Here is a 26078-nt window from a genome sequence, read left to right on the forward strand (position 1 = left end):
ATGCTTGCACTGCTCATCGCCCCCCTCCAGGCTCTGCTGCACGCGTTCGGCACCGGCGCCATGCCGACCAACGGCCCCTCGGCACAGATGCGCCAGACCAGCAAGGTCCTCGACGACGTCCGCGAGGATTCCGTCGCCGCCACCACGAAACTCGACAAGAGCTGGCAGAGCCCGGCGGCCGGTACCGCGGTCCAGACCATGGACGGGATGCATACCGATACCGCGCATGCCTCCGACCGCGGCAACAACATCGCGGCGGTCACCGACACGGCTTCGGAGATCGTCGCCGCCGGATACAAGGATCTGGCGCAACTCCTCGACCACTTCGTCGAGGTGACGAACGCGGCCGGACCGGCGCTGCTCACCCCGGCCGGTTTTCCGGTCCTCATCAAAGCCGCCGAGGAACACCTGCAGAAGGCCTCCGAGGTCGTCAAGCAGGTGCGCAAGGATCTCGACGGTGAGACGGCGAAGCTACGCAAGCTCGAGGGCGACCTCGCCGGCGACAAGGCGAAATCCGGCGCGCGCGACAAGGAGATCGCCAAGCTGAAGAACGGGGCATCGGCTTCGGCCGGGCAGAATGCCACGGGCGGCGCCACCGGCAAGATCACCGAGAAGGCCCTGGCGGGTGGCGCGGTCCAATTGACGTTGCCGAACGGCAAAACGGTGACCGCGCCGAATGCCAAGGCGGCCTCCGCGCTCAAGGCGGCCATCGCTCAGCGAGGCGTCATGTATGACTGGGGCGGAACGACTCCGGGCAAAGGCTTCGATTGCTCCGGTCTCACTCAGTACGCGTACAAGGAAGCGGGCATGTCGATCCCGCGTACGGCCGACCAGCAGGCCGTGGGGCAGAAGATCGATCCCAGCCAGGCAATGGCGGGCGATCTCGTGGTCTGGAGCGGACATGTGGCAATGGTCGCCGGGGACGGAACCATGATCGAGGCCTCCACCTTCGGTCAGCCGGTCGACTTCTCGCCGATGCGCACCTCCAACGGCGGCCAGGAGTTCTACGGCGTCTACCGGCCGACCGAGGGCGGTACCGCGAGCGCGGCCTGATCGGCCTTGTCCGACGATTCCCTGTCATTCAGATGAATGATTTTTGGACGGATTTCTCGGCCGCTTTCCACTCACTCAGACTGCGGTGGCGACCGTCCATGCGGAGTGGATAGCGCCCTCGATGTAGTCGACACTGTCTGCGTCACCGACGACCCGCACATCCTCGAAGCCCGAGTCACGCAGGTCGTCGGCGAGGGGTGCGGCGGCATAGGTGCCCGCGGCCATGATGACGACGTCGGCCGCAGCCGACTGCTCCTCGGCGCCGTCGCCGACGGTGAAGTACACCCGGTCGTCGGTGATCCGCGTCGCTGTTGCCTTGCGGTGCACCGTGACGCCGGAATCCCTGGCGTCCTTGACCGCCGTCCACCGGCGCGGCATCGCCATCGGCAGCCCGAGCGTCGAGCCCTCCTCGAGGAGGGTCACCGTCCGGCCACGGTGTGCGAGGAACTCGGCGAGTTCGAGGCCGACGAGCGATCCGCCGACGACCACCACGCGCTGCCCGAGCGGCAGGAACTTCTTGGTGATCTCCCGAACAGCGGTGGGCGACTTGGTGATTCCGGACAGCGCACCGAGCCGGCCCATCGTCCGAAGCACGATATTCGCCTCACCGGGACCGGCGGTGCCGGACATGACGTCGCGGAGGCTGTCGCCGGTGTAGACATGCGGCAGGTCGCCGCCCGGGATCTCCGGCCGCGGCCGCTTCGCACCCGTCGCGACGAGCACGACGTCGGGCCGCAGCGCGCGCAGATTCTCCGGCGTCGCCGCGGTACGCAACCGGACGTCGATGCCGAGCCGATCCACCTCGTGCCGCAGCCAGCGCAGCAGTCGTTCGTTGTCCGGTGTGGTGAGCGTCGAGAACCACAGCGTGCCGCCGAGCCGGTCACCTGACTCCAGCACCGTGACGAAATGTCCACGCTCGGTGAGGATTCGAGCCGATTCCAGCCCGGCGGGACCGGCACCGACGATCACCACGTTCTTCGGGGTGGCGGTACGGACGAACGGCAGGAGCGTCTCGTTGCCCAGAGCGGGGTTGACGGCGCACAGCGGGGTGTCGTCGTAGAAATTCTCCTGTACGCAGACGTAGCAGTTGATGCAGGGGCGCACCTCGTCTCGCTTGCCCGCACGGATCTTGCCCACCAGTTGCGGGTCGGCGAGCAACTGTCTGCCCATGGCGACGAAGTCGATCCGCCCGTCGGCGAGCGCTTCCTCGGCCAGCTCGGGCAGCATCCGCCCGACGGCGATCACGGGGATCGACACGTGCTTCTTGATCTCGGCGGCATTGTCGAGGTACGCGCCGACGGTATTCGGCAACGGTCCGTCGGTGAAGTTGGAGAACGGGTTTCGGCCCCAGCCCGTCACATCGATGGCATCGGCCCCGGCGCGCTCGAACAGTTGGACCGCCTCGATCGTCTCGGCGAGCGTGAGCATGCCCTCCTGGCCCTTGGCGGGCCCGTACTCCTCGCCGGCCACCCGCACCAGCACCGCCATGCGGTCGCCGACCGCGGCCTTGACCGAGGCGATGACCTCACAGGCCAGCCGGGCGCGGTTCGCCAGCGGGCCACCGTAGTCGTCGGTGCGCAGGTTGTCGGCGCGATTCAGGAAGGCGCCGAGGATATAGCCGTGCGCACAATGGATTTCGATGGCGTCGACGCCGGCGTCGCGGCAACGGATGGCCGCCTGTGTCCACGTGTCGACGAGCCAGCGGAGATCCTCCGGGGTGGCGGCGCGGTACGACGGACGTTTGCCACCGGTGACCGCCGCCAGGCGCATCAACTCGTCACCGGTGTTGTCGGCGAGCGCCGCCATGTCGAGGTCGTAGGCCGGCTCGGACGGCACCAGGAGCGGACGATCGTTCTGGGTGTCGACGCGGGCGATCTTGCCGTGATGGGTGGTCTGGATGCACAACTTGGCGCCGTGTGCGTGCACCGCGTCGGCCAATGCCCGGAGTCCGGGGATGAACCGGTCGTCGGACAGACCCGGCTCCTTGGTGCTGGTGGCGCCGACCGGAAACGCGATGGCCGCGGCGCCCGTGATGATCATCCCGGTGCCCCCGGCCGCCCGCGCCGCATAGTGCTCGATCTCGCTCTGCTCGATCTCGCCGTCGACGCAGACATTCATGTCCATCGCCGACAGGAGTACCCGATTGGGGATGGTGATCGGCCCGATCCTGCCCTCGGACAACAGATGTCCGAACGACGAGGGTCGTCGGCCGAGTCGGGTCAGCGTGTTGGCCATGTGGTGATGTCTCTTCCCGTACCGGCTGAATGGCCCCGCCGGTGCGGCGTCTGACACAGCGACGTCATCCGGCGGGGGCACCGTCGAGTATGTGCGGCCGTCGGCGTGCGCCGGGTACCACTCCCGCCCAGCGAGACCTTCGGTGCCCTCAGCGCAGGGTGACCTGCCGGCTGCGGAGTCCGTCGCGCGACCGGCGTTCGGCGGTGGTGAGATCCGCGTCGACGGCGAGTGCCTCGGTCAGCCACTCGTCGAACTGGTCGAGACCCGGGTACCACTCCTCGTGATGCATGTCGTTGTCCAGGTCGAAGACCGGCACCAGCAGGCCGTGTGTGCGGAACGAACCGGCGAACCGGGAGCCCTCGCCCAGCGTGAGGTGGCCTGCGGCGTGGAGTCGCGCGAGCGCGTTCATCACGTCGTCCTCCGGCTCCGGACGCACCCACCGCAGATGTGCGCGATCACCCGCGTCCACCCACCACGGTGCACCGGTGCCGGACTTCGTCGTCAGACGCGCCGTCGGCATGATCGAGTCGTTGGCGCGCTGGAGCATCTCGGCGATCTCCGCGGGCACCTGCCCGTTCGGGAACCACCACGAGAAGTCGTCATGGACGATGATGTCGAGTTCGGAGTCCGGCTTGATGAGATCGGTGAGCGGCGAATCCGTCCCTGCGGGTTCATAATCGGCGCCCACCGGCGCATGCGCCGCCCAATCGATGGCGTCCGCGAATGCGGCCGCCTGGTCGGCGGGTTCCGGATCCACCTGCAGCGCAACGAGTCCTTCACGGCCGGCGCGTCCCTCGCGGACCAGTGCGGGCACCGCACCGGGCAGGATGGTCGCCACCCGCACATGGTTCCGGACACCTTCGGGCAGTTCGACTTTCGCCGGATTGTCGGACGGGATCACCGACGTCGGTTCGGGTTCCGGCGCACCGGGCTCCACCAGGTCCAGGGTTGCGGTGGCCGATGCCACGAAGGATCGCAGCGCCACCAGGTCGCATTCGGCCGCCAGGCCGGCGAACGGCCGGGGCGGCGGGGCCATCGCGGCCAGCTGGCGTTCCTTGCGCGCCGCCACTCGTTCGGCACGATCACTGCCCGGACGTGGCCCACTGCCGCGCTTGCTCTTCTTTGCCATGGGTACAGCTTCTCATGTGGTGTCGGACGATCGGTCTCGATATGCGGCGGACGTCCCCTCCGCCGATCGAGTAGCGTCCGAGCGCAGCGAGGTCGCGTATCGAGATCACCGCAGGCGTCAGTCGACGGTGACCAGCCAATCACGCACCTTGGCCGGACGATTGGTGGCGATCCAGCGCACCCCGAGATCGGCGCACAGTTGCACGTCGACCTGCTCGTCGACGGTCCAGCAGTACGTCACCCGGCCGGCCGCGGCGGCCCGATCCACGAGATCCGGATTGAGACGCAGGGTTTCCACCGACGGCCCGATCCCGGTCGCGCCCACCGCCGTCGCGGCGCTGCCACCTAGCAGCCTGGCGGCATCACCGAGCAGGATCGTCGGCAACATCGGCGCGTGCCGACGGATACGCCACACACCGGCCGAGGAGAACGAGATCACCACGGCGCGGCTGTGATCGGCCGACGGCGGGCTGCCCACCCCGAAATCATGGAGGACACTCAGGAGCTTCTGCTCCACCAGACTTCCGTACCGGACGGGATGTTTGGTCTCGACGAACAGGCGTACCGGGCGACGCCAGTCCAGCATCAACGTCAGCAATTCCGGCAGCGTGAGCACGGAAGCGGATCGACCGGCGGAATGCCAACTGCCGAAGTCCAGTTCGCGCAACTGCGCCAAGGTCATCTCGCTGACCGCGCCGGTGCCGTCGGACGTGCGGTCGACGGTCCGGTCATGAATGCAGACCAACTCGTGATCACTGGTCAGCCGCACATCGCATTCGAGGCCGTCGGCCCCCTGCTCGAGCGCGAGTTCGTATGCGGCCAGGGTGTGTTCGGGCAGATCCGCCGACGCACCACGATGTGCGACAACCGCAGGCTTACCGGATCGGGACACCTGTTCGGCCGGATTCGCCGCGGTCATCCGACCGGCACCCAGCGAGTCGTCGGTACCGAGATCTCCTCTGCGCCGGAGAAGGTCGTGCGGAGGCGGCCCGCAAGCCACCACGCGAAGGCAGCCGAGATCACCGACGACACGATCACCAGCACCAGGGCGTTGACCGATGTCTGGATCGAACCGCTCATCATCCCGGTGAAGCGGGTGACGATGGTCAGCAGCGCCACGCCGTTGATGACGGCCCAGGCCACCCAGATTCGCGTCAGTCGCCGCCGTGTCCGCTCGGCGTCGAGATCGTCACGCAGGTGCGCGGCCTCGACGATCATCCACGGTGCACCGACCAGATTCAGCAACGGAACCGCGACCAGTGCGATGACGATCCATCGTCGGCGCGGATCGAGGCGATCATGTCTGCGATACGCGTCGGCACGCAGGCCGAGGACCCAACGCACCATCGCGACCGTGGCGAAAACGTACGCCCCCAGAGCAGTCAGCCCACCGAACGTGACCAGCCACCAGGTGATCGTGTCCAACCAGCCGGCCACCGGGGTGTTCCGATTGACGACCAGCACGAGGTAGCGCAGTACGTGCACGACCGCGGATGCGGCGAGCGCGCCTGTCAGCAGTCGCAGTGCAAAGCCCAGATTGTCGGCGGACTCGTCGAGTGTCGTCCGATGATCGACCACGCCTGCGGTCGGCCGGTCGAAGAGACCCCACGTCGGCAGATAGGTATAGCGAGGTATCGCGCGGGGCCCCACCGGTGCGGCGGGGCGCCGTGGCGGTATCGATTCCGGGGGTCGCCGTGCCACCCAGCGCACGTGCCGGTTGCGATAGATCCGGCCACCGCGCGGACCACTGACCGGCGCGGCGGATTGCGGGTGCCGCTGCGGAAGGGGCTGATGGTGAGCCGGGGCCGCCTGCGGGGCCACCCGGCCGGGCACCTTCGACGGCATGCCCGAATCGACGATCCGCAGGGGGCCGCCGCAGCGTGGACACGCCTCCCGGCCCGGACGGTGTGGCGCCTGAATCCGGCACCGCGGGCAGAGATCGATCATCGCGGTCCCGCACCGGTCTCGACGGGCTTCCCGCTGGTCTGCCACGCCAGCATGCCGCCCTGCACGCAGTCGCCGCCGATGCCGATCTGTTCCAGGTACTGCAGCACACGCATCGATCGGCCGCTCGAATGACAGATGACGAGCAGATCGCGATTCAGGTCGATGTCGTCGAGGCGTGCGGGGATCTCGCCCAGGGGGATGTGCAGTGCACCGCGGACATGTCCGGTGGCCCATTCGTCGTCCTCGCGGACGTCCAGCAGGACGACATCCGCCACGTCCGTGAAGTCGTCCGGAAGTTCCGTCACCGGCACCTGCCGTATGTCGCCCGTACTCACGGTTCCATGGTGGCACAGGCCCATCGCCGACGATGGCGGGCTGTGTACAACTCACGGCCGAGTGGACCCGCCCGCCGGGTCTGTGTATTCATACGAAAGGTCACTATGCAGGTCTGCATATGAGTATCCACATGCCGGTTTGCAATTGCTCGCGAAATGGACCTCACAGCACCATCAAGCTGTGGATGAGACTGTGGAATTGTGGATAACTCCGAGCCGTTCATCCGTTCGGCTGTGGCGCCGATCACACGCCATGTGACGCCAATCACGGGTTCAGTGCATCGATACGGCAGACTATTCATCAGAGTGCATACCATCCGCACACACTCACAAAATTGTTCCGCGGTGGATCGACCTGTGGATAACGTGTGTAAAACCTCATTCACGTAAGCGATGTCACGTCACCAGGGGCCCGTGACGTGTCACCGAAGCCGGGTGACCGGCGCGCGATCGACAACCTCGACCGCGGCCTCGACGGCATCGCCCACGACCCGCCCGACGCTCAGCTGACCGCCGGTCAGCCGCGCAAGCAACGGGCGCGGCGCACCCACCGCGACGATCTCGGCATCCGGATAGCGTTCGGCGACCACCGACCGCATGACGCCGATGCCGTCCACCAACCCCAGTTCCAGTGCGCGTTTGCCCACCCATACGTCTCCGCTGAACAGCTCGGCGTCGTCGCCGGACAGCTTCGTGCCCCGCCGCTGCCGCACCCAGGAGATGAACTCGGCCAGGAGTTGCCCTTGCAGTCGTTCCATCCACTCGACATCTCCCGGTCGTTCGGGAGAGAAGGTGTCCAGGCGGGCCTTGTTCTCGCCCGTCGTATAGAGCCGGCGTTCCACCCCGACCCGGTTGATCACCTCCGACAGCCCGAAGCCCGACGACACCACACCGATCGACCCGACCATCGAGGTGTGCGCGGCGAAGATCTCGTCGGCTGCGCACGCGATCCAGTAGCCTCCGGACGCCGCGACGTCCTCACAGAACGCCAGCACGGGGATGTCCTTCTCCGCGGCCAGCTGACGGATGCGCTCGGCGATGTACTCCGACTGCGCGGGCGAGCCCCCGGGGCAGTTGACGATGAGCACCACCGCGACGAGGTGCTCGGTGCCGAAGGCCCGCTTCAGAACGGGCTCGACCGACTCGGTGCTCAGCCCCGGACGACCGGCCATACCGGTACCGACGTGGCCGTCGAGACGAACCACCGCAACGCGATCCGCTCGAGATCGCCGCCACCGCCGGGCCACCCGCTGCCACGGCCGAGTACTCATGCCGGCCAGTCTATCCGTGTGAATGATTTTCCAGTCCGGCGCCGGATCCGGGAGGTCGTCGCCGAGGTCCACACCTAGAATCGGCCGCGTGGACATCCGCTGGTTGACGGCTTTCCTCGACTTCCCCGCCGAACAGTTCGGTGCGGAAGTCACCTTCTGGCGCGCGATCGCGGGCAGCACCGTCTCGCCGCCCCGCGGAATCCATCGCGAGTTCGCCTCGCTGGAACCCTTCAACGGCGATCCGCATCTCGCGGTGCAACGCGTGGAGGACGGCCCCGGCGGAGTCCATCTGGACGTGCACGTACCCGACGTCCCGGCTGCCGCGCAGGAGGCGATCGCGGTGGGCGCCGCCACGATCGGCGAGACCGACGACTACGCGGTGATGGCGTCGCCGACCGGCTTCGTCTTCTGTCTGGTGCCGTGGCACGGCGAGTCGGCACGTTCCCGGCCCATTCGCTGGCCCGGGGACACCAAGAGCATCATCGACCAGATCTGCATCGACGTCCCGTCGGCCCGGTTCGACACCGAGGTCGACTTCTGGACCTCGGTGACCGGCCGTGCCCCCGTCGGCCTCAGCGATCCCGGTCTGGTCCGGATCGGCCGGGAACCGCGCTACGCCCTCGGAATCAACCTGCAGCGCACCGACGATCCACCCGACTCGCCCACACGCGCGCATCTCGACCTCGCGGCCACCTCGGTGGAGCACGAGGTCGCCCGGCACGAGGACTGGGGCGCGACGGTCCGTGAACGGTATCCGCGCTGGACCGTCATGGCCGACCCGGTCGGACGCCTCTACTGCATCACCGATCGCAACCCACGCACCGGCGACTGATACGCGCGCTCAGCCGTCGCAAAAACGTTGGAGCAGAGCAACTTCCGTCGACAGCTCCCGGGATTGCCGATCGGTGAGAGCACGATGCACGTCCACGCTCACCTGCCCGTCGACGATCCGCCACGACCCCGCGAGGCGTCCGTCGGCGATCACGAAGCCCGGGAATCGGCCGTTCGGCGTGGCGAGCCTCCGATAGTCGGCCTCATCGGTGATCCGGCGCCGATCGGCCTGCGCGACCAGAACGTTGTCGAAAGGCGCGAGGAGACGGACCGGGGCGGGCACATCGGCGTCCACGATGTCGAGGCCCTCGAGGTCGACGAGCGCCTCCCCGTCGGGCCCGCTGAGTTCGGCGAGTTCCCAATCCGCCACCATTTCGTCGACGAGGGGCCGCAAACCCGTGAGACCGCACCAGGTTTGGATGCCGTCCACCGTGGCCGGACCGAATCCGCGCAGATACAGACGGATGAGGTCTCGCCGGGCCTCGTCACCGGACACCGCGGGACTTCCGGAGCCCGCCCACTCATCGAACAGCGCGTAGGTGGGCACGCCGGTGCCCCGCCACAATCCGCGCGGCGGCACCTGCACCAGGGGGAGACCGTACCGCGCGACCGCCGTCAGATCGGAGGGCTTGTTGTCCGGAAACCGTTGTGCGAGTTGTTTTCCGAGATCGGCACCGGAGAGCGTCCGGCCCGCCAGCAATTCGGTGGCCGCCCCGATCACCGCCTGCGCCTGGGCACCGACGATCCGCGTGGCATGCGTGTCGACGCCGGAATCGTGAAGGTCCTGCATCACGGGCCGCACCCAGCGCGCGTCCTCGCCGTCCATCGTGAACACCGTGCCGCGCAGCAGCGACATCCGCACCACCTCGCGGTCGGTGAGCAGGTCGTCGAGCGCACCTGGATCGAAATCGATGATGCGGGACCATAATCCGAAGAACTGCGCCTTCGGATCCTGCGATTGCAGGCCGACGCACCGGTCGAGCACCTCGATGGCGTCTTCGTCGATCCGCTCCAGGAGATGCTGTCGCCGCAGGAGCGTGCGGTTCCACTGGCCGAGAGTGATCTGCTCGGTCATGTGCTGCCGGCGGCCCGGTCAGCCGACGGGATAGTGCAGTCCGGTCGCCGCGTGGCAGCGGTATCCGGCCGGATTCTTCGCGAGGTACTGCTGGTGGTAGTCCTCGGCGTAGTAGAAGTGACCGTCGCCCGCATCGGCGAGCGGCTTGATCTCCGTGGCGATCGGACCGAGCCCCGCATCGGCGAGGACCTTGCCGAATCGTTCCGCCGTTGCCCGGGCGATCTCGGTGTCCTTCTCGGAGAAGGTGTAGATGGCCGAACGGTACTGCGTACCGATGTCGTTGCCCTGCTGCATCTCCTGCGTCGGGTCGTGGGTCTCCCAGAAGATCTTGAGAATGCCCTCGAGGTCGATGACCGCCGGATCGAATACCACCAGCACGGCCTCGGTGTGGCCGGTGCGCGCGGTGCAGACCTCCTCGTACGACGGATTCGTCGTGAAGCCACCCGCATAACCGACCGCGGTGGTGTACACACCCGGCGTCTGCCAGTAGATCTCCTCGACACCCCAGAAGCAGCCACCGGCCAGGATCACCGCGTCGAGGTGATCGCCGAAGTCGCCGATGTCGCCGCGATCGGCGTCCACCGACCCCCGCATCGGGTGGTGCAACACGATGTTCTCGGGCGCCAACGGCACCTGCGCATCGCGGCCGGGGAGCGCCTCCTGCTCGTCGATCATGCGTCGTTTACCCGAGGAACCTGCGGAAATCAGCTGGTCAAGCCAAGACATACGACAATCCTACGCGCCTCGAACCACCCCGGCTTGAGTGCGCAGATCGCATCTGCATATGATGTGCACCACAAGGAATCTGTGATGAGGGTCACGTTTCCAACCAGGGTTGCGTCGGGCACCCCGGAGCCGCGGAAGCGGCATGTGGTGACGAGGGGGTTGTCATGGCGACGTATACGAATTCGCATACCGCCGCTCATCTGCGGACCGACCTGGGTAAGCGAAGCGTGCCGCAGGCCATCTACGACGTGCGCTCGTCGTGCGTCGGCACCACCCTCAGCATCGTCGCGATCGCCGCGCTGTTCGTGGTGCTCGCCGTCCTCTGATCTCGGCGAAACCTGTCTTCGCGCAGGTCATCCCACACTTTCTTTAAGTGGACTTGAAGTTTCTTCTCGCCTGTTTGTTGCATTCCACATGAGCCTGCGGAAGGCTGGACAGTGCAGCGTGACCGACGTCGACACGTCGCAGTCTCACGCTTGTCGATAAACGAACAGCATCAACGAGCAGTACCTCAGAGAGGATTACCGTGGCTGAATACATCTTGCCGGATCTCCCCTACGACTATGGCGCTCTCGAGCCGCACATCTCGGGCAAGATCATGGAGCTCCATCACGATAAGCACCACGCCACCTACGTCAAGGGCGCCAACACGGCTCTGGAGAAGCTGGCCGAGGCACGTGAGGACGGCACCATCGCGGACAAGGTCTTCGGCCTCTCCGCGACGCTCGCCTTCCACCTGGGTGGCCACACCAACCACTCGATCTTCTGGAACAACCTGTCGCCCAACGGCGGCGGTGAGCCCACCGGCGATCTCGCCGAGAAGATCAACGAGCAGTACGGCAGCTTCGACAACTTCCAGAAGCACTTCACGGCTGCCGCGACCACGCTGCAGGGCAGCGGCTGGGCAGTGCTCGCCTATGACACCATCGGCGGAAATCTGCTGACCTTCCAGCTGACCGATCAGAGCGGCAACATCCCGGCCGCGATCATCCCGGTCGTCATGCTCGACATGTGGGAGCACGCCTTCTACCTCGACTACCAGAACGTGAAGCCGGACTACGTCAAGGCCTGGTGGAACGTCGTCAACTGGGAGGACGCAGGCCAGCGTTACGCCCGCGCCACCAGCCAGGGCAAGGACCTCATCGTCCCCGAGGGCTATGCGGCGAAGTAATTCTCACAGCTGAGTCCGTTCACGACTCGGCATCGTCGACGGCGGTCACCCATCCCGGGTGGCCGCCGTCGGGCGTTTGTGGGATCTCGATACGTCGTCTCGCTGCGCTCGGTGTCTACTCGATCAGCGCGAGCACGTTTTTCGCTCGTCGAGTAGCGACGAACGAGCGCAGCGAGTCCGACGCGTATCGAGACGCCGTGCGGCCGAACGTTCTACAGCAGGATCGTCACGACGATCGCGGCTATGGCGGCGAGGATCACGACGGTCAGTACGACGGCGTCGGCGCGGCCGGGCCGCGACGGATACGCGGTGAGCCTGCCGGTACCACCGCGTGCGGTCACCGCCTCCGACATCTCGGCGCTGCGGCGCAATGCGCTCGACATCGCCGCGGTGATCATGTCCACGAGTCCCATCTCCGCGGACGGATGCCCGGACTTCGCGGGAGCCTTGGGGCGCAGGCGATGTGCGGCGCGAAGCAGACGCATCTCGTCGATCAGCAGCGGCAGACCGCGCAGGCACAGGGCGATCGCGACGGCCCATTCGTCCACCGGCAGGCGCAATCTGCGGAGCGGCTTCATCAGGGTCGCGATGGCCGGGGCGATCTCGGCGAGCGGTGTGGTCCAGATGATCAGGATGGAGCTCGACACCACCACCAGACCGAGTGTCACCGTTCGCAGATAGATGATGAGCGCGGCGACGCTGAAGAACAGGTTGAAGACCGCGCCGATCAGGATGAGCGTCCAGAACCACCACGGTGGACGAGGTATGGCGCCCAACGGGATTCCCGCGACCAGGGCGGTCACGACAACGAATGCGGCGACCGTGCCGAGGGCGGGCCACGACGGCAGCACCCAGGTCAGGAGGCCCAGTATCATCACCACGACGAGCTTGGTGCCCGCCCACAGCCGGTGCACCGGCGAGTCACCGGGGACCTCGCGCAACGGGATCGTCGACATACTCATTCGGCCACCACACCTTCCACCGACAGCGTGGTCTCGACGAGAGTGCCGTCGGTGAGTACCACCCGGCGGTCCACGACGGACTCGAGGTCGGTCAGATCATGCGAGATGATCACGATGGTCAATCCATCGGCGCGCAGTCGCGCGAGCAGTGCGATGATCTCCACGCGCGCATAGGGATCCACGCCGGCCAGTGGCTCGTCGAGGACGAGCACCGAGGGCCGTCGGGCGATCAGACCGGCGAGCACCACGCGGCGCATCTGTCCTCCGCTGAGCGAATCCACCTGCCGCGCAGCGATATCGCGGGGCAGGCCGACCAGCTCGAGAACACGGGCCACCTCTCCGGTACCGGTCTGCAGGCCGCCCGCCGCCATGATCTCGTCACCGACGGTCTGCTTCTGCAACTGCAGGCGCGGATGCTGGAAGGCCAGCGCCACCTCGCCGACCTGATCGTGCACATCGGTGCCCTGGAGGGTCGCGGTCCCGGATGTCGGGCGGATCAGCCCGGCCATGATCCACGCGAGAGTGGTCTTGCCCGAACCGTTTCCGCCGACGATCAGCAGTCCGTCACCACGATTGACCGTCAGCGAGACGTCGTGCAGTGCGGTCACCTCCCACGGCGAGCCGTCGAGATAGGTGTGCTTGATGCCGGACAGCGCGAGCAGCGGCGCGCGGCGCGGGTACGGGTGCGCAACCGGCGCCGCGACGATGCCGGCCGGGAGGTCGGCGGATCGGGTCACCCATTCCGGCGGCGTCGCGGCCACGCGACCACCCTCCAGATGAATCACACGATCCGCGGCGGCCGCCTCGGCTCCGCGGTGGGTGATGAGTACGACCGTCATCCCGAAACGCCCCGGCAACGACGCGAGGAGTTCGAGGAGTTCGGCACGGCCTGCCGGATCGACCATCGACGTGACCTCGTCGGCGATCAGCAACGCCGGTTCGCGCGCCAGGGCCGCGGCGATCGCCAGCCGTTGCTGCTGGCCGCCGGACAGATCCGAGGTCTCACGGTCGCCGAACCCGGCCAGGCCGACCTCGGCGAGCACCCGGTCCACGTCGACCGTCGTGTCCGCGGGCAGACCCCACACCACGTCGTCGGCGACCCGGGAGCCGAGCATCTGCGTCTCGGGGCGCTGCAGAACCATCGCGGTACCGCCGTGCCGTCCGAGCCCGGCTGTGCCGGGCCGGCTGACGACGCCGGACGTCGGTGCACGACCGGCCAACAGCTTGCCGAGCGTCGATTTGCCGGAACCGTTCGCACCGACGACCGCGACGAACTCGCCCGCGACCAGTTCCAGATCGATGCCGTCGAGGATCGGCGGAGCGTCGGCGCGGTAACCGAAGACAACATCGGTGAGGCGCAGCGGCAGCGGCCCCACCACCTCGTCCGGGGACCGCCCGTCGGTTCCGTGGCCGTCGAGGGTGTCCTCGCTCGGCACCGCGGCGAGCCGGTCGATGACCGAGCCGAGCACCCACCAGGCGACCAGGATCGACACCAGCGTGCCCAGGCCGCCGGAGATCCACATCCACACCCACCACCAGGTCACGATGTTGTGGCCGAAGCCCTCGATCGCGTCGGCGACAGGGCTGGGGTCGGACACCCGCCGAACCGCTTTGGCGACGCCACCGACGGTGTTCTCCAGGGTCTTGAGCGCGAGGGTGCGCAACGGGACCAGGATCAGCATCACGAGGACCGAGAGTCCACCGAGAAACGGTGCGGCCACCAGGGCCGTCACGAACAGGGATCCGAATCCCCGGCCGCGTCGCTTGCATTCGCCGACGATCCCCGCGATGAACGCGGACCCGAGCACGGAGATCGCGGCCCCGGTGCCGGCCATCGCGAAACTGACGGCGGTGGCGGCAACCGTCGCCGCGATGAGCGCGCGCGGCCTGGTGCGCGCCGCGACCAGTGCCAACGGCACCGGCGCCAGCAACCGGACGGCAGTGGCCATCGGGATCACCGCGGCCACCACCACCAGCGCGACCGTGAGGCCGCCGAAGATGGCGATGGTCGCCATCTCCCGCGGGTTAAGGGGTTCGGATCGTCTCACCCGATCCATTGTGCCTGGTCGTCACCCTTGGTCCGACGGCGTCGAGCGCCGGACGCCCTCACGACCTGATAGATCGTCCGCGCATCGTGGCCGGGCTCACGTCGACGGCGGGCAGGTCCGATCCCGTGGGGGCAGATTCCCCGACCTGAGGTACTCCTCGACCACCGAGTTCACGCAGGAGGACCCGGCGTTGGGGTAAACACCGTGCCGGAAGGCCTCGGCGAGCATCACCATCCTCGCGTTCGGCATCGCTGCCCGCATCGCACGCTGTCCATCGATCGGTGCCACCGGATCGCCCGCGGCGCCGACGAGCAGTGCGGGTGTGCGGAGAGAGATGTGCGTCGCGGGCTCGGTCGGCTGCGTCGGCCAGAACGCACACGGTGTGATGTGGCGCGCCAGCCGTCCGAACATCGGTTCCGTGTCGTCGTGTGCGGCCATGTCGCCGAGGTACCACTCCGGCTCGCGGTGGGCGGGACGATCCGCGCACTGATTGGCCACCGTCGCGCTCAGCCACAGGTCCGGCATCGGCTGATTCAGTGAGTACAGGTCGAGCTTCGCATCGAGCATCGGGGAGCCGGGGCCGCGCTCACCTCCCGCAGCCGATGCCAGCCGGCGGACGAGGCCGCTGAAGAGGGTGTAGGACTCATCGGTGTCGTCGACGGTGAGGAGTAGACCGGGCAGCATATCCGCGGGAATCCGGTGGTCACCGACCACCAGCGGCCGGTCCTCGGCCCGCGTCCGGATGCGATCGATCACGCCCAGTACCCGCTCCGGCGTCGTCCCGAGATGGTGCTCGTCATCCCTCCGCGCAGCCCAATCTGCCCAATGACGCAGTGCCGCAGCAGTTGCCGGCGCGGTGTGCCGTGTCACGTCGGGACCGTAAACGTTCGGGTCGAGTGCACTGTCGAGGACCATACGGTCGATCGTGCCGTCGAACATCTGCGCATAGACCGCGCCGAGGTAGGTGCCGTAGGACCAGCCGAGGTAGGAGATGCGCGGGACGCCCAGGTGTCGTCGCAGCCGGTCGATGTCCCGGGCGATGTTGCGCGTGGAGGCGTGGCGCAGATCGTCACTGCGGGAAGCACATTGACGCGCGAGCGCACGGGCCGCGACCACCGAGTCGTCGAATGCACGCATCGTGACGGGCGCCCGTTGCGCCACCCGCGCGAGGTAGGTGTCCGTACTCCAGCCACAATCACGCGGCGAACTCGCACCGAAGAACCGTGGGTCGATGGCGACGAGGTCGTAGCGTTCGGCGAGGAACGGAGGCAACGGCCCCAGACCTTCGGTGCCGGTAACGGCGACGACCACTCCGTCCCGCGACGGTCCCGGCCCGCCGGTCTCGACGAACAGTGTGCCGAGGCGTCGAGAGGGATCGTCGGCGGGCCGGAAGGCCGCCGCGATGTCGATGGAACCGCTTGCCGGAGAGGAATAGTCGAGAGGGACCTGGTAGGTGCCACATTTCGCGCCTGCCTTGATCAGGGCCTGGTCGGCCGGACCTCGCGCCGGATCACAGTCCCGCCAGGCAATGGGCCCGAGGTCGGTGGCCGGGCGCTCGGTGCCGCGCGTAGGCCCCGCATCCGGAGAACATCCCGAACCGGCGACGAGGATGACCGCACCGATCATCGTCAGGATCAGATCGGCGGTACGCGTGCGAGCGGTGCTCGTGCTTCGATGGAACATCTACTCCCCCAACAGTTCTGCGGCCGCATCGAGAACCATCTCCAGGCCGACGGCGAACTCGTCACCGAAGTCGTAACCGGGTTGGACGACTCGCTCCATCGCGAATTCTACGAGGTGCGGATAGTCTGCGGACCGCACCGCGTCCAGGAGTTTGTCCATGTCCGGCGAATCGGGCGCGAGGCTCGGCAGGTTCACCTCCTGCAACGCGAATCCGTACACGTAGCTGTCCAGCAGGGCGTAGACGTGCCCCGCGGCCGGTACCGAGAATCCGGCCTGCCGGAGACAGCCGAGGACGCTGTCGTGGTGACGCAATGTCGCCGGACCGGGCGCGGTTCGCGATTCCAGCAGGCCGATCGCCCATCGGTGGCGTCGAAGCACGTCGCGCAACGACTCGGCGCGCTGCCGCAGCCACGTCCGCCAATCGAGGTCGTCGGACGGTTGCGCGATCTCGCCGAACACCATGTCGACCATGCCGTCGAGAAGTTCGGGCTTGCCGCGCACGTGGTTGTACAGCGACATCGCCTCGACGCCGAGCGCGGCACCGAGAGACCGCATCGTCAGTGCGTCGAGCCCCTTCTCGTCCGCCAGCCGAACAGCGCCCTCGAGGACGATCGTGCGGTTCAGAGCCAATTCCACTCCCGTGACTTACAGTGTAAGTATGACGTCGACGACCTTAGCGGAAGGGTGTTCCGATGCAAAGACCGACAGGTGAGCCGGGCACGATGCGTGCCGCGGTTCGTGACCGGTACGGCGACGAGTCCCGGATCGAGGTGCGCACCGTCCCCCGGCCCGACTGCGGCCCACGTGACGTGATCGTCCGCGTCACCCGCGCCTCGACCGGGCCGGACGTCTGGCACATCCTGACGGGCTTGCCCTGGGCCGGACGCCTCGCCTTCGGTATACCGAGACCGCGATCCAACCGCCTCGGTACCGACGTCGCCGGGGTCGTCGAACAGACCGGTGCCGCGGTCGCCGGATTCGCTGTGGGACAACGCGTGGCCGGACACTGCGCCGGCGCGTTCGCCGAGTACGTGCGCGCCTCGCCCGCGAACATCAGCCTCATCCCGGCCGCGGTGACCGACGCACAGGCGGCTGCCCTACCCACCTCCGGCGCAACCGCGCTGGCCGCCCTCGACAAGGTCGATATCACCACGGGCACAACGGTTCTGGTGATAGGTGCGGCAGGTGGAATCGGCCATCTGCTCGTGCAGCTCGCGACGTTGCGCGGTGCGTCGGTCACCGGGGTGTGTCGCCCGGAGGCCGCCGCGACGGTCATCGCCCTGGGAGCGACCGACACCCTCTCGTATACGACTGCGGCACTGGGGGATTCCGGACGCGCCTGGGATGTGATCCTCGATACCGCCGGACGCCGACCGGTCCGTGAGCTGAGGCAGTCGCTGCGTCCGGGTGGCCAGATCGTCGTGATCGGCGGCGAGGGCGGTGGGCGACTGCTCGGCGGTTTCGGCCGCGAGCAGCTGTCCGTACCTGCCGCGGCACTCGCCGGACAGCGAGTCCATGGCGTCTTCGGCTCGGCGTCCGCCGCCGACACCGGACGGTTGCTGGACCTGACCGCGTCCGGGCGGATCCGTCCCCTGATCCATGCCGAGGTGCCGCTCGAGCAGACCGCCGACGCAATTCGGCTGCAACGCCGGGGACATCTCCGCGGAAAGGTCGTCCTGACATTCGATGACCGGGTCCGACTCGAGTAACGACGAAGCAAAACCTTGGGTCGGACGGCCGTGTCGAGTTGAAGACCCGTGTCGACGGGAGGATTCTTTCTCACACGATCGGCCACCGGCCGGTCGACTCCTGGAGCTCACCGGGCCGTGGCGCGGTGACCCACAGAGGGGAGATCGTGATGACCACCTCGATACCGATCGGCCTGACGCCGGTACAGCAGGACGGGCAACTGAACGGGATCCTGATCTCGGGCCGCTGGCCGCAGACAACCCTCGAATGGACGCAGACGCTGGTGGCGTCGGTGCGCATCGCCTGCCGCCCCGGCTTTCTGCCGACCACCACGATCTTCGGGGTCGTCGAGGAACGGCCCGACGACGACCCCGACGCGATCGGGATGATGGTCGCGGTCGGGAACGTCTTCGACGACACCTTCGTCGAGGCAGGCCGCTTCCTGACCAATCCGCCGGCTCTGGTGATGCTGCATCCGCCGTCGCAGACGCGTCCGTCACTGCCGGAGTGTTCACAGGTCGCCTCGGGCTGCGTCTTGCTTCCCGGACTCCCGGAACTCGGCCTGGAGCATCGCGCCGGATGGGCCGAGGCGGAGGCCGACGGCACCGTGGTGACCCTGCGCAATCAGGTCGGGCTCGATCCCCACACCGACCCCGACACCGCGGTCCTCGCGATGCTGCTGGCCGCCTGACCTGCGCCAACCGATTTAGGGCACCCAAACTTTACTTTTTGTGGCCCCTACCTGCGGAAATGCGGGTGAGCGAGGTGTTGCAGACTCGGGTGTGGGCACCCTAACCTGGCGTTCATGATCGCTGCCCTGCTCCTGAGTTTCGGCGTGATTTTCGTCGCCGAACTCGGTGACAAATCGCAGCTGATGGCCATGACCTATGCATTGCGCTACCGCTGGTGGGTGGTGCTGACCGCCATCACCGTCGCCACCACCGCCGTCCATGCGGTGTCGGTCTTCTTCGGCCACTTCCTCGGACTGTCCATCCCCACCGACGTCATGTCGATACTCGCGGGTCTGGCGATGCTGGTCTTCGGACTGTGGACGCTGCGCGGTGACAGCCTCGACGACGGTGAGGCCACCAAGGCCGAGCGGGTCGGCGCATCGGTGTTCTTCGCCGTCATGTCGTCGTTCTTCCTCGCCGAACTCGGCGACAAGACCATGCTCGCGACCATCACGCTGTCCACCAACAACGACTGGCTCGGTGTCTGGATCGGCTCGACGATCGGCATGGTCGCCGCCGACGCGCTCGCGATCGCGGTCGGCGCGCTGCTCGGCAGGCACCTGCCGGAGCAGATGATCGCCCGGGGCGCGGCCGTATTGTTCTTCGCCTTCGCCGCTTGGCTTCTGTACGAGGGTCTCTCCGGCGCCTCGCTGATCGTCGTGATGTCTACCCTGTCCGCAGTGGTCGTCCTGATCGGTGTGGGTGCGTTCTACATCCGGCGGGTCCGTCGCGCCGAGGCGTCCCGGATCGTCACCGACGACGAGAGCCGAACGGTCGCTCGGTGATCGCCGGGGTTGTCGCGGGGACCATCGCCGCCTCCCTCTAGGGTGATCGTTGTCAGTCCCGTGATCCGGCCCGCGCCGACGACCTCGTGAGATTCCGAGCAGGGCAGTCCGGATCCGCACCCTTCGAAAGGATTCCCGATGGATGTCTCCGGTTCCTCCGTCCTGGTCACCGGCGCGGCCTCCGGCCTCGGCGCCGCCACCGCCCGTCGCTTCGCCGCAGCAGGAGCGCAGGTCTTCGGTGTCGACCTGCAGCCCTCGATCGACAAGGCCGAGCGCGCCGACGGCGTGACACTCGTCCCCGGCGATGTCACCAGCGAGAGCGATATCGAGAGCGTCATCGCGACGATCACCGAATCCGGCCTGCCCCTGCGCGCCGCCGTCAACTGTGCCGGCGTCGGCTGGGCCGCCCGCATCCTCGGCAAGGACGGGCCGCACTCGCTCGACCTGTTCCAGAAGATCATCAACATCAACCTGGTCGGCACGTTCAACGTGATGCGCCTGGCCGCCAACCGCATGCAGAACGAGCCGGTCGTCGACGAGGACGGTCAGCGCGGCGTCATCATCAACACCGCCTCGGTCGCGGCCTTCGAAGGTCAGATCGGTCAGATCGCCTACTCGGCTTCGAAGGGCGGCGTCCACGCGATGACCATCTCGGCCGCCCGCGACCTCGCCCGCGCGGGTGTCCGCGTCTGCACCATCGCGCCCGGCACCATCGAGACGCCCATGCTGGCCGGCATCACCGAGGAATTCCAGAAGACCCTCGCGGCGGCGATCCCGTTCCCGCAGCGTCTCGGCAAGCCGGACGAGTACGCACAGCTCGCGGAGTTCATCGTCGAGCACGATTACCTGAACGGCGAGACGATCCGCATGGATGGCGCCATCCGGATGGCGCCGCGCTGACGTCGATGGCGTAACCGTCACCGCTGCGGTCCCGACAGTGCCCGGGAGGGCGCCCGGAGACCGGAGCGGTGACGGTTACGCCGGGCTCACGCCGGCAACAACCGGGACACCCGGACGAGCGCCTCCGCGTCGGCGTCCAGGTCGTCCCCGTTGCTGGGCAGTACGTCCCACACCGCGCCGCTCGGCCTGCCCACGGCCCGGTACTCGTCGACCGCCATCTCCAGCATCTCCGCGCGCGCCACGTCGTCGACGACCTCGAAGTCCGGCGACAGATACGGGCTGAGCTGCGTGAGCGCGTCGCGGATCTCCACCACGCGTCGCCGCAGTCGCATCGGGCCCGACTGCACCCCCTGCGTCGGCAGCACCACCTCCGGAATCGCACCCGTGACCAGCGTCCACAGCGGTAGCAGGTCGTCGGCGTGACGGGCGGCGCGGCGCCGCGAGGTGATCATCTGCCACCGCCCGTGCAGCATCGGGTAACTGATGCCCACCAGGAACGCCACCACCCCGATCACCGAGATGATGCGACTGGCCCGCATCAGCCACGCCCACTGCAGGACACCGCTGCCCGCCCCGACGACGAACACGATCTGCATCAGCGAACTGAGTGCGAGCAGCGCCAGCCCGCCGAGCAACAGGCCGAGCGAGGTGCGCAGGTATCCCTCCGCCAGTTCGAAGAACCGCCGGATGCTGCGCACGCAGGCGATGAAGCCGTAGGCGAGGTAGGCGCTGGCGATCAGTACGAACAGTGCGAAGGCGACGTTCTTGACCGTCCAGTCGGAGATGTTCTCGGTCCGCAGATCGGTGGGGATCACGAGCATCGTGACCTGCAGGCCGATGAGCGCGACGACCAGCGGGACGGCTTCGATACCGGCACGTCGCTCCCGGCTCGTGGACCGGTCCGGGAAGAAGAACACGATGATGAGGGCGGCGACCCCGATGGCGAGCAGGGCGTAGAAGGCGACTCGCTGGGCGCCGGTGAAGAACACGCTGTCGATCGCCGCGGACACGTCGTCGTTGGACACCACGAAGGCCAGCGTGAGAGCGGCGATGGCGGCCGTCATGGCCAGCGGCTGCAGACCGCCGCCCTGCCGCCGGATCTGCTCGAGGCGCCAGCACAGCGCCGCCGCGAAGACGACGGCGGCGATGACGTTGACGACACCGACGACGATCACCTACAGCCACCCCCGGTGACCGCCCAGCAACCGTTGCAGACCACGCACCTCGGAGTTGTCCGAGGTCTTGCCGACGGTCTCCCTGGCCTCCTCGGCCCAGGTGAGGATCAGGGAGGCGAGCATCTCGGCCTCCCACTCCCGGTCGTCGGAGTAGCAGGTGCGCCGTAGCGCGGCGTCGGAGTCGTCGTCCGACGGTCCCACCGCCAGCGCGGCCGCCGATGCGGCGACCGACCCGAGCATCTGGTGCCCCGCGATGAGATGACCGAATTCGTGGATCACGATCTGATCTTGATGCGCCGGCGAGGTATTTGCTTGGTAGAAGAAATAATCGGCATCCTCCGCGGCGAGCCAGATCCCGTTGGGGACACCGGCGGGCAGCGGGTGCGCGAGAAGTTTGATGGGGCGGCCCCGGCGTTCGCCGTACCGCGTGCACAATTGTTCGACGTCGAGGGGGAGATCGAGGTCCAGACCCTTCAGCGCGTCACGGCACAGGGCACGCAGCGCACGTTCGGTCCGCATGGGTGAATCGATTCGCAGAGGTGACCGGCGGCCGGTCAGTCGGTCGACTCTTGTCCGCCGACGACCCGCAGCCGGGAGTCGGCGGCGGCATCGGTGCTGATGCCCGCGGCGATGACGTCCGGCGGATCCTTCGGCAGGCCCTGCTGTTCGCGAAGGACCTTGATGAGTTCGTTGACGACGGTCACCGAATCGCTGGACAGTCCCGCCAGGCGGAAGGCGGCCAGCTGCACGTTGGTGTCGGCCTGCAGACGCATCAGATCGATCTCGTCGCGGGTGCGCTGCGCCGCGCGATCCTCGAGGAAGTAGTGCACATCGACACCGAAGGCCGCGGCAATCCCCTCGACGGTGCGGAACGACGGCGACTTCGCCTTGCCGGAGCGCAGCTGACTCAGGTACGACTCACCGAGGCGGAATCCCCGCTCCGTCGATCGGGCCGCGATGGCCTTGGCGCTGTAGGCGCGACCATTGGGGCCGGGAACCGTACGGAACAGTTCTTCGAGACGCCGCGCGAACAGGCCAGGATCGACCGCGGGCTCCGTTCGGAGGCGATCCTCGCTTCCGACGTCGCTCGTCGGCTTCTCCGTACTACGTGAATTCATGATTCTCCCCGGCGCAAACCCGAAACTTGAACGTGCAAACATTAAATGCCTGCTGCAACCTCAATGCAACGACCAGTTCCGGTCGACGGCTGCAGTCGGCCCCTCCCTTACCCGAGTCACCTGTGACGATGGTGTTCGGGATCCCCTTTGTGGCGTTGTTCACACGCGATCGTGAATTACGTGTTCACAAGCAAATCAAATCTTACCGGAGACCCCCCGTGCAGCCACAACTCCGTAAACAAAATTTTCGTGCCGCGGACGAGACACCGCTAGGATTCACATGTTCAGCACAGGGGGCCCACCGATGAAGCACCGCGCACCTCGCCCGACGACCAACCGGCGTCGCGGCACCGTCGCCGCGGTCCTCGCCGCCCTCATCGCGCTCGCGATTCTCATTATCGGTGCAGGTGCAGCCATTTCCGAGCCCGGATCGGGCACCGCCGGATCCGGTGGCACCAACTCCGGCGGCAGCGACTCCGGCGGCACACGTGGGGGCTTCGGCGGACCGGGCGATAACGACAACGTCGGCGGCGGTTACAGCGGGCCCGACACCGATTTCGGCGAGCAGGGACGTCGGAGTGGCCGCGAATACGGCGGCTCCCGCCCCGGAAACGGACCGGGCTCGGGCCACGGATCGGGTCACGGCGGCGGCTGGGGCCACGGTGGGTCGGGCCACGGCGGCGGACTGGGCGGCGGCCACGATCACGGCGACGGCGATGACGACGGCGACGGCGACGGCCCCGGTGGCACGACCGATCCCACCGGACCCACAACAGATCCGGGTCCGACGACCGACGACCCCGGTCCGACCGCCCCCGGTGGCACCCCGAAGCCGCCGTCCTTCGGTGGTGGCCATACCGTCCCGTCCCCCAAGCCGGCACCCGCGACCCCCGGCACCGGGTTCACCCCCGGCAGCAGCAGCAAGGACCAGCAGGCCGACGACGATCCGCCCGCAGCGCAGCCCGCTGCGCCACGAGCACCCGCCCCGGTGCCCAGTCGCCCCACCGCCGACCAGAACGCCGCGCCCGGCGCAGTGGCACCGGGCGGCGGCTCGGGAGGGGGAGGAGCAGGCTCCGGTAGTGCATCGGGTGGAAGTGCTGCGGCACCGGCGCCACCCCCGGCCCCGAAGAACGATCCGGCCCCGGCGAATCCGAATGTCCCGGTCGCTGCACCGCTCCCGCTGCCGGGTCCGACAGTCAGCGGAGAACCGGCGCTGACGTCTGTCCGCAAGATCATCATCGGCCTGGCGCCGGGAGGTCTGCTGTTGCTCGGTGCGCTCGCACTGCTCGGCAGCGGCTCCTTCCTCGAAGCCCTGCGCAGCACCCGTGCCTGATCCGCCGACGATCAGTCGCGACGGAAGGCGAGGACCTCATCGACGTGTGGCAGCGCTTCCCGTGCCCCGCTGGTGATCCATTCCCGCAACACCTTGGTGGCACGGACGTCGTCCTCGTTGTACTCGAGGAGCCGCTGTCGCTGGGTCGGGTCCAGTGCGGTGTCGCCGAGACCGACGGCCTCGCGGTACCAATCCATGGACGCCTCTCCGCTGGCATCGGGATCGCGCCACGAGAAGCCCGCCACCGGCGCGACCCGCTTGAGACCTTTGCCGTTGGGGCAGATGAAGTTCCGTCCGACGGCCTCGTAGATGTCCACCCATTCGTCCGAGGCTATGAAGGCCTCCACCTCGGCGAGCGTCGGGATGCCGGGCGCTCCCTCGAACCGCTGGGCCGAACCGAGGAGCCACCGGTTCTCCGCCTGCTGTGAATAGCAGTACGCCGCAAAGGTTTTCCCGGCCTCGCGGGCGGCGTCACGTTCGGCCGTCAGCCACGCCCAGAACTCGGCGAAGGACCGTGCCTCGTCGCGGGTGGGCAACGGCTCCCAGGTGACGAACGGCCGGTACCGCACCGGCCGTAGTGGATCTGTGGTGTCGGTGAGCAGGGTGCCCCAGAGGTAGGCGCCGGACTCCCCGTAGCTCTCCATGTCGACGTCGACCTCGATGTCGGCGCGAGCGACCGTCGGTTCGTGCAGTCTGCGGATGAGCTGCGTGCCGGTGAGCCAGGCTATCGCCTGCACCACCGCGTCGTCGAAGTTCACGTTGCCGGGCCAGTCCTCCGGCGGGTCGCCCCGGTAGTGGGCGAGTTGGTCGATGGTGTGGATGCCGATGCCGGCGAGCAGCTCGCTCTGCTTCCCGCCGACAACCAGACTCACGTCGCGCCGTTCCTCGAGTTCGGGGCCGCAGCGGGTCCACCACGGGCAACTGCGGCATTCACCGATGCGGCGGGGTTCGGTGGCGACCTCCTGACTGGCGATCGCGGCACGGCGGGCGAAGGTCTCGGTGTAGTCGGCCAGGACCGGGGCCATGTCGTAGACGACGATGCAGTCGGCGTCGAGTCCGATCACGCCTGCCTGCAGGGCGTCGGGGTCGTCGGTGTGGGCCAGCCCGAGGTCGATCAGCATGGCGGTCAACTGCGCGAGTCGCAGCAGGTCGCGGCGCTGGTTGCGGCCGTTACGGGTCGGGTCCGGGGTGGGCGCCCAGGTCCAGACCGGGCTGGTGATCGTCGACGGCGGAGGCTGAGTGGCGGCCGGCGGTGATGCCGATTCGGCCCCGGTACCGTTGCGGCCCTTTCCGTTGCGCCGGTTCCGATTCGACTTGCCTGCCGGGTAGCTGACGCGGTGATTGACGACGATGACCGGCAGGTAGCCCTCGCCCTGCCGCACCAGCAGTTCGGCATGTCCGCGGCGACCGGCGGCGCGGTCGGTGGGCAGCGTGGCATTCCAGATCCAGTCGGCCTTGGCCTCGCACGCCTCCTGCGTGGCCCGGCGCCGCGCCTCGTGGTGGTCGCCCTCGACGATCACGAAGGTCCCCGGCGGTTGATCGCTGTGCAGGCCACGGAGCATGTCGCGGACACCTGTGCGGTGGTCGGCGGCCGCCTCCTTGCGTCGCTGCGCCTCCGGGGTGTCGGGCCGGTCCCGGACGAGCTCGGGGTGCGCGAAATCGAGGGCAAGCCGGTGTTCGCATCCCGCGAGATCGCGGGGATGCAGCACCACTGTCGCCACTCGTCCGCCCTTTCGTCGACGCGCGCGGCGAGGCGTCTGCCGGAACCGCTGCCATCGACCCTATGTAATGCTTGTACCAGCGCACCGCACGATCGCTCGGCGTTTCTTCCGAGTCGACGTCGACCGGTCCTGCTCGGCAGGTCCGATGGTGACCGTAGGTA

25 protein-coding genes are annotated in these 26078 nt (G+C 67.8%); 9 read left to right on the forward strand and 16 right to left on the reverse strand.

The features are described 5' to 3' along the window. Positions 1-1053, forward strand: coding sequence for a C40 family peptidase (locus AC4JJG_RS13485; RefSeq protein ID WP_495398391.1), 1053 nt, complete (start codon positions 1-3; stop codon positions 1051-1053). Positions 1054-1128: 75 nt separating this feature from the next. Here the strand turns inward: AC4JJG_RS13485 and AC4JJG_RS13490 are convergent, their stop codons facing one another. From AC4JJG_RS13490 to AC4JJG_RS13515, 6 genes are all read right to left on the reverse strand, one after another. Further along, the gene (locus AC4JJG_RS13490) at positions 1129-3288 is read right to left on the reverse strand and encodes an oxidoreductase (RefSeq protein ID WP_495398390.1); all 2160 of its coding nucleotides are present in this window, start codon (positions 3286-3288) and stop codon (positions 1129-1131) included. Positions 3289-3436: 148 nt separating this feature from the next. Then, positions 3437-4417, reverse strand: coding sequence for a DUF5926 family protein (locus AC4JJG_RS13495; RefSeq protein WP_495398389.1), 981 nt, complete (start codon positions 4415-4417; stop codon positions 3437-3439). 117 nt (positions 4418-4534) lie between these two features. Then, on the reverse strand, positions 4535-5335 hold the full coding sequence (locus AC4JJG_RS13500; protein ID WP_495398388.1) for a glycerophosphodiester phosphodiesterase: 801 nt from the start codon (positions 5333-5335) through the stop codon (positions 4535-4537). Beyond that, the gene (locus AC4JJG_RS13505; RefSeq protein ID WP_495398387.1) at positions 5332-6363 is read right to left on the reverse strand and encodes a DUF4328 domain-containing protein; all 1032 of its coding nucleotides are present in this window, start codon (positions 6361-6363) and stop codon (positions 5332-5334) included. The genes AC4JJG_RS13500 and AC4JJG_RS13505 overlap by 4 nt, the downstream gene beginning before the upstream one ends. Next, the gene (locus AC4JJG_RS13510) at positions 6360-6698 is read right to left on the reverse strand and encodes a rhodanese-like domain-containing protein (RefSeq protein ID WP_495398386.1); all 339 of its coding nucleotides are present in this window, start codon (positions 6696-6698) and stop codon (positions 6360-6362) included. The genes AC4JJG_RS13505 and AC4JJG_RS13510 overlap by 4 nt, the downstream gene beginning before the upstream one ends. A 422-nt stretch (positions 6699-7120) precedes the next feature. Next, on the reverse strand, positions 7121-7969 hold the full coding sequence (locus tag AC4JJG_RS13515) for a S49 family peptidase (protein ID WP_495398384.1): 849 nt from the start codon (positions 7967-7969) through the stop codon (positions 7121-7123). Positions 7970-8057: 88 nt separating this feature from the next. On the opposite strand from AC4JJG_RS13515, the gene AC4JJG_RS13520 reads away from it, so the two are divergent. Continuing rightward, a complete protein-coding gene (locus AC4JJG_RS13520; RefSeq protein ID WP_495398383.1) occupies positions 8058-8801 on the forward strand; it encodes a VOC family protein in 744 nt (247 codons plus the stop codon). A 9-nt stretch (positions 8802-8810) separates the two neighbouring features. Here AC4JJG_RS13520 and AC4JJG_RS13525 read toward each other — a convergent pair whose 3' ends face one another. Beyond that, a complete protein-coding gene (locus tag AC4JJG_RS13525; RefSeq protein WP_495398382.1) occupies positions 8811-9875 on the reverse strand; it encodes a winged helix DNA-binding domain-containing protein in 1065 nt (354 codons plus the stop codon). Positions 9876-9893: 18 nt separating this feature from the next. Continuing rightward, a complete protein-coding gene (gene msrA / locus AC4JJG_RS13530; RefSeq protein WP_495398381.1) occupies positions 9894-10601 on the reverse strand; it encodes a peptide-methionine (S)-S-oxide reductase MsrA in 708 nt (235 codons plus the stop codon). Positions 10602-10765: 164 nt separating this feature from the next. On the opposite strand from msrA, the gene AC4JJG_RS13535 reads away from it, so the two are divergent. Beyond that, positions 10766-10927, forward strand: a complete 162-nt coding sequence (locus tag AC4JJG_RS13535) for a hypothetical protein (protein WP_495398380.1) — start codon at positions 10766-10768, stop codon at positions 10925-10927. A gap of 200 nt (positions 10928-11127) precedes the next feature. Next, complete coding sequence (locus AC4JJG_RS13540) at positions 11128-11772, forward strand: superoxide dismutase (protein ID WP_495398379.1); 645 nt, start codon at positions 11128-11130, stop codon at positions 11770-11772. A 212-nt stretch (positions 11773-11984) separates the two neighbouring features. Here the strand turns inward: AC4JJG_RS13540 and AC4JJG_RS13545 are convergent, their stop codons facing one another. From AC4JJG_RS13545 to AC4JJG_RS13560, 4 genes are all read right to left on the reverse strand, one after another. Continuing rightward, positions 11985-12734, reverse strand: coding sequence for an energy-coupling factor transporter transmembrane component T family protein (locus AC4JJG_RS13545; RefSeq protein WP_495398378.1), 750 nt, complete (start codon positions 12732-12734; stop codon positions 11985-11987). After that, complete coding sequence (locus AC4JJG_RS13550; protein WP_495405781.1) at positions 12731-14749, reverse strand: ABC transporter ATP-binding protein; 2019 nt, start codon at positions 14747-14749, stop codon at positions 12731-12733. Before AC4JJG_RS13550 ends, AC4JJG_RS13545 begins: the two co-directional genes overlap by 4 nt. Before the next feature lie 129 nt (positions 14750-14878). After that, on the reverse strand, positions 14879-16465 hold the full coding sequence (locus tag AC4JJG_RS13555; RefSeq protein ID WP_495398376.1) for an alpha/beta hydrolase: 1587 nt from the start codon (positions 16463-16465) through the stop codon (positions 14879-14881). Continuing rightward, positions 16466-17101: a TetR/AcrR family transcriptional regulator gene (locus AC4JJG_RS13560; RefSeq protein ID WP_495398375.1), complete on the reverse strand. Its 636-nt coding sequence runs from the start codon at positions 17099-17101 to the stop codon at positions 16466-16468. 56 nt (positions 17102-17157) lie between these two features. On the opposite strand from AC4JJG_RS13560, the gene AC4JJG_RS13565 reads away from it, so the two are divergent. The 4 genes from AC4JJG_RS13565 to AC4JJG_RS13580 all read left to right on the forward strand — a co-directional run bounded on the left by AC4JJG_RS13565 (position 17158) and on the right by AC4JJG_RS13580 (position 20570). Next, positions 17158-18174, forward strand: a complete 1017-nt coding sequence (locus AC4JJG_RS13565) for a quinone oxidoreductase family protein (protein WP_495398374.1) — start codon at positions 17158-17160, stop codon at positions 18172-18174. A 149-nt stretch (positions 18175-18323) separates the two neighbouring features. Beyond that, on the forward strand, positions 18324-18845 hold the full coding sequence (locus AC4JJG_RS13570) for a peptidase (protein WP_495398373.1): 522 nt from the start codon (positions 18324-18326) through the stop codon (positions 18843-18845). Between the two features lie 114 nt (positions 18846-18959). After that, on the forward strand, positions 18960-19670 hold the full coding sequence (locus AC4JJG_RS13575) for a TMEM165/GDT1 family protein (protein WP_495398372.1): 711 nt from the start codon (positions 18960-18962) through the stop codon (positions 19668-19670). A gap of 138 nt (positions 19671-19808) precedes the next feature. Continuing rightward, the gene (locus AC4JJG_RS13580) at positions 19809-20570 is read left to right on the forward strand and encodes an SDR family NAD(P)-dependent oxidoreductase (RefSeq protein WP_495398371.1); all 762 of its coding nucleotides are present in this window, start codon (positions 19809-19811) and stop codon (positions 20568-20570) included. A gap of 86 nt (positions 20571-20656) precedes the next feature. Here the strand turns inward: AC4JJG_RS13580 and AC4JJG_RS13585 are convergent, their stop codons facing one another. Genes AC4JJG_RS13585 through AC4JJG_RS13595 form a run of 3 tightly spaced genes read right to left on the reverse strand, consistent with a single transcriptional unit; the run spans position 20657 to position 22863 of the window. Further along, complete coding sequence (locus tag AC4JJG_RS13585) at positions 20657-21745, reverse strand: MAB_1171c family putative transporter (protein WP_495398370.1); 1089 nt, start codon at positions 21743-21745, stop codon at positions 20657-20659. Beyond that, complete coding sequence (locus tag AC4JJG_RS13590; RefSeq protein WP_495398369.1) at positions 21746-22264, reverse strand: hypothetical protein; 519 nt, start codon at positions 22262-22264, stop codon at positions 21746-21748. It lies immediately after the preceding gene. A gap of 35 nt (positions 22265-22299) precedes the next feature. Next, a complete protein-coding gene (locus AC4JJG_RS13595; RefSeq protein WP_495398368.1) occupies positions 22300-22863 on the reverse strand; it encodes an XRE family transcriptional regulator in 564 nt (187 codons plus the stop codon). 280 nt (positions 22864-23143) lie between these two features. On the opposite strand from AC4JJG_RS13595, the gene AC4JJG_RS13600 reads away from it, so the two are divergent. Beyond that, positions 23144-24196, forward strand: coding sequence for a hypothetical protein (locus AC4JJG_RS13600; protein WP_495398367.1), 1053 nt, complete (start codon positions 23144-23146; stop codon positions 24194-24196). Between the two features lie 11 nt (positions 24197-24207). Here AC4JJG_RS13600 and AC4JJG_RS13605 read toward each other — a convergent pair whose 3' ends face one another. Continuing rightward, on the reverse strand, positions 24208-25917 hold the full coding sequence (locus tag AC4JJG_RS13605) for a TM0106 family RecB-like putative nuclease (RefSeq protein WP_495398366.1): 1710 nt from the start codon (positions 25915-25917) through the stop codon (positions 24208-24210). Between the last annotated feature and the right edge of the window lie 161 nt (positions 25918-26078).

This window comes from Gordonia sp. B8661-1 (assembly GCF_059427765.1).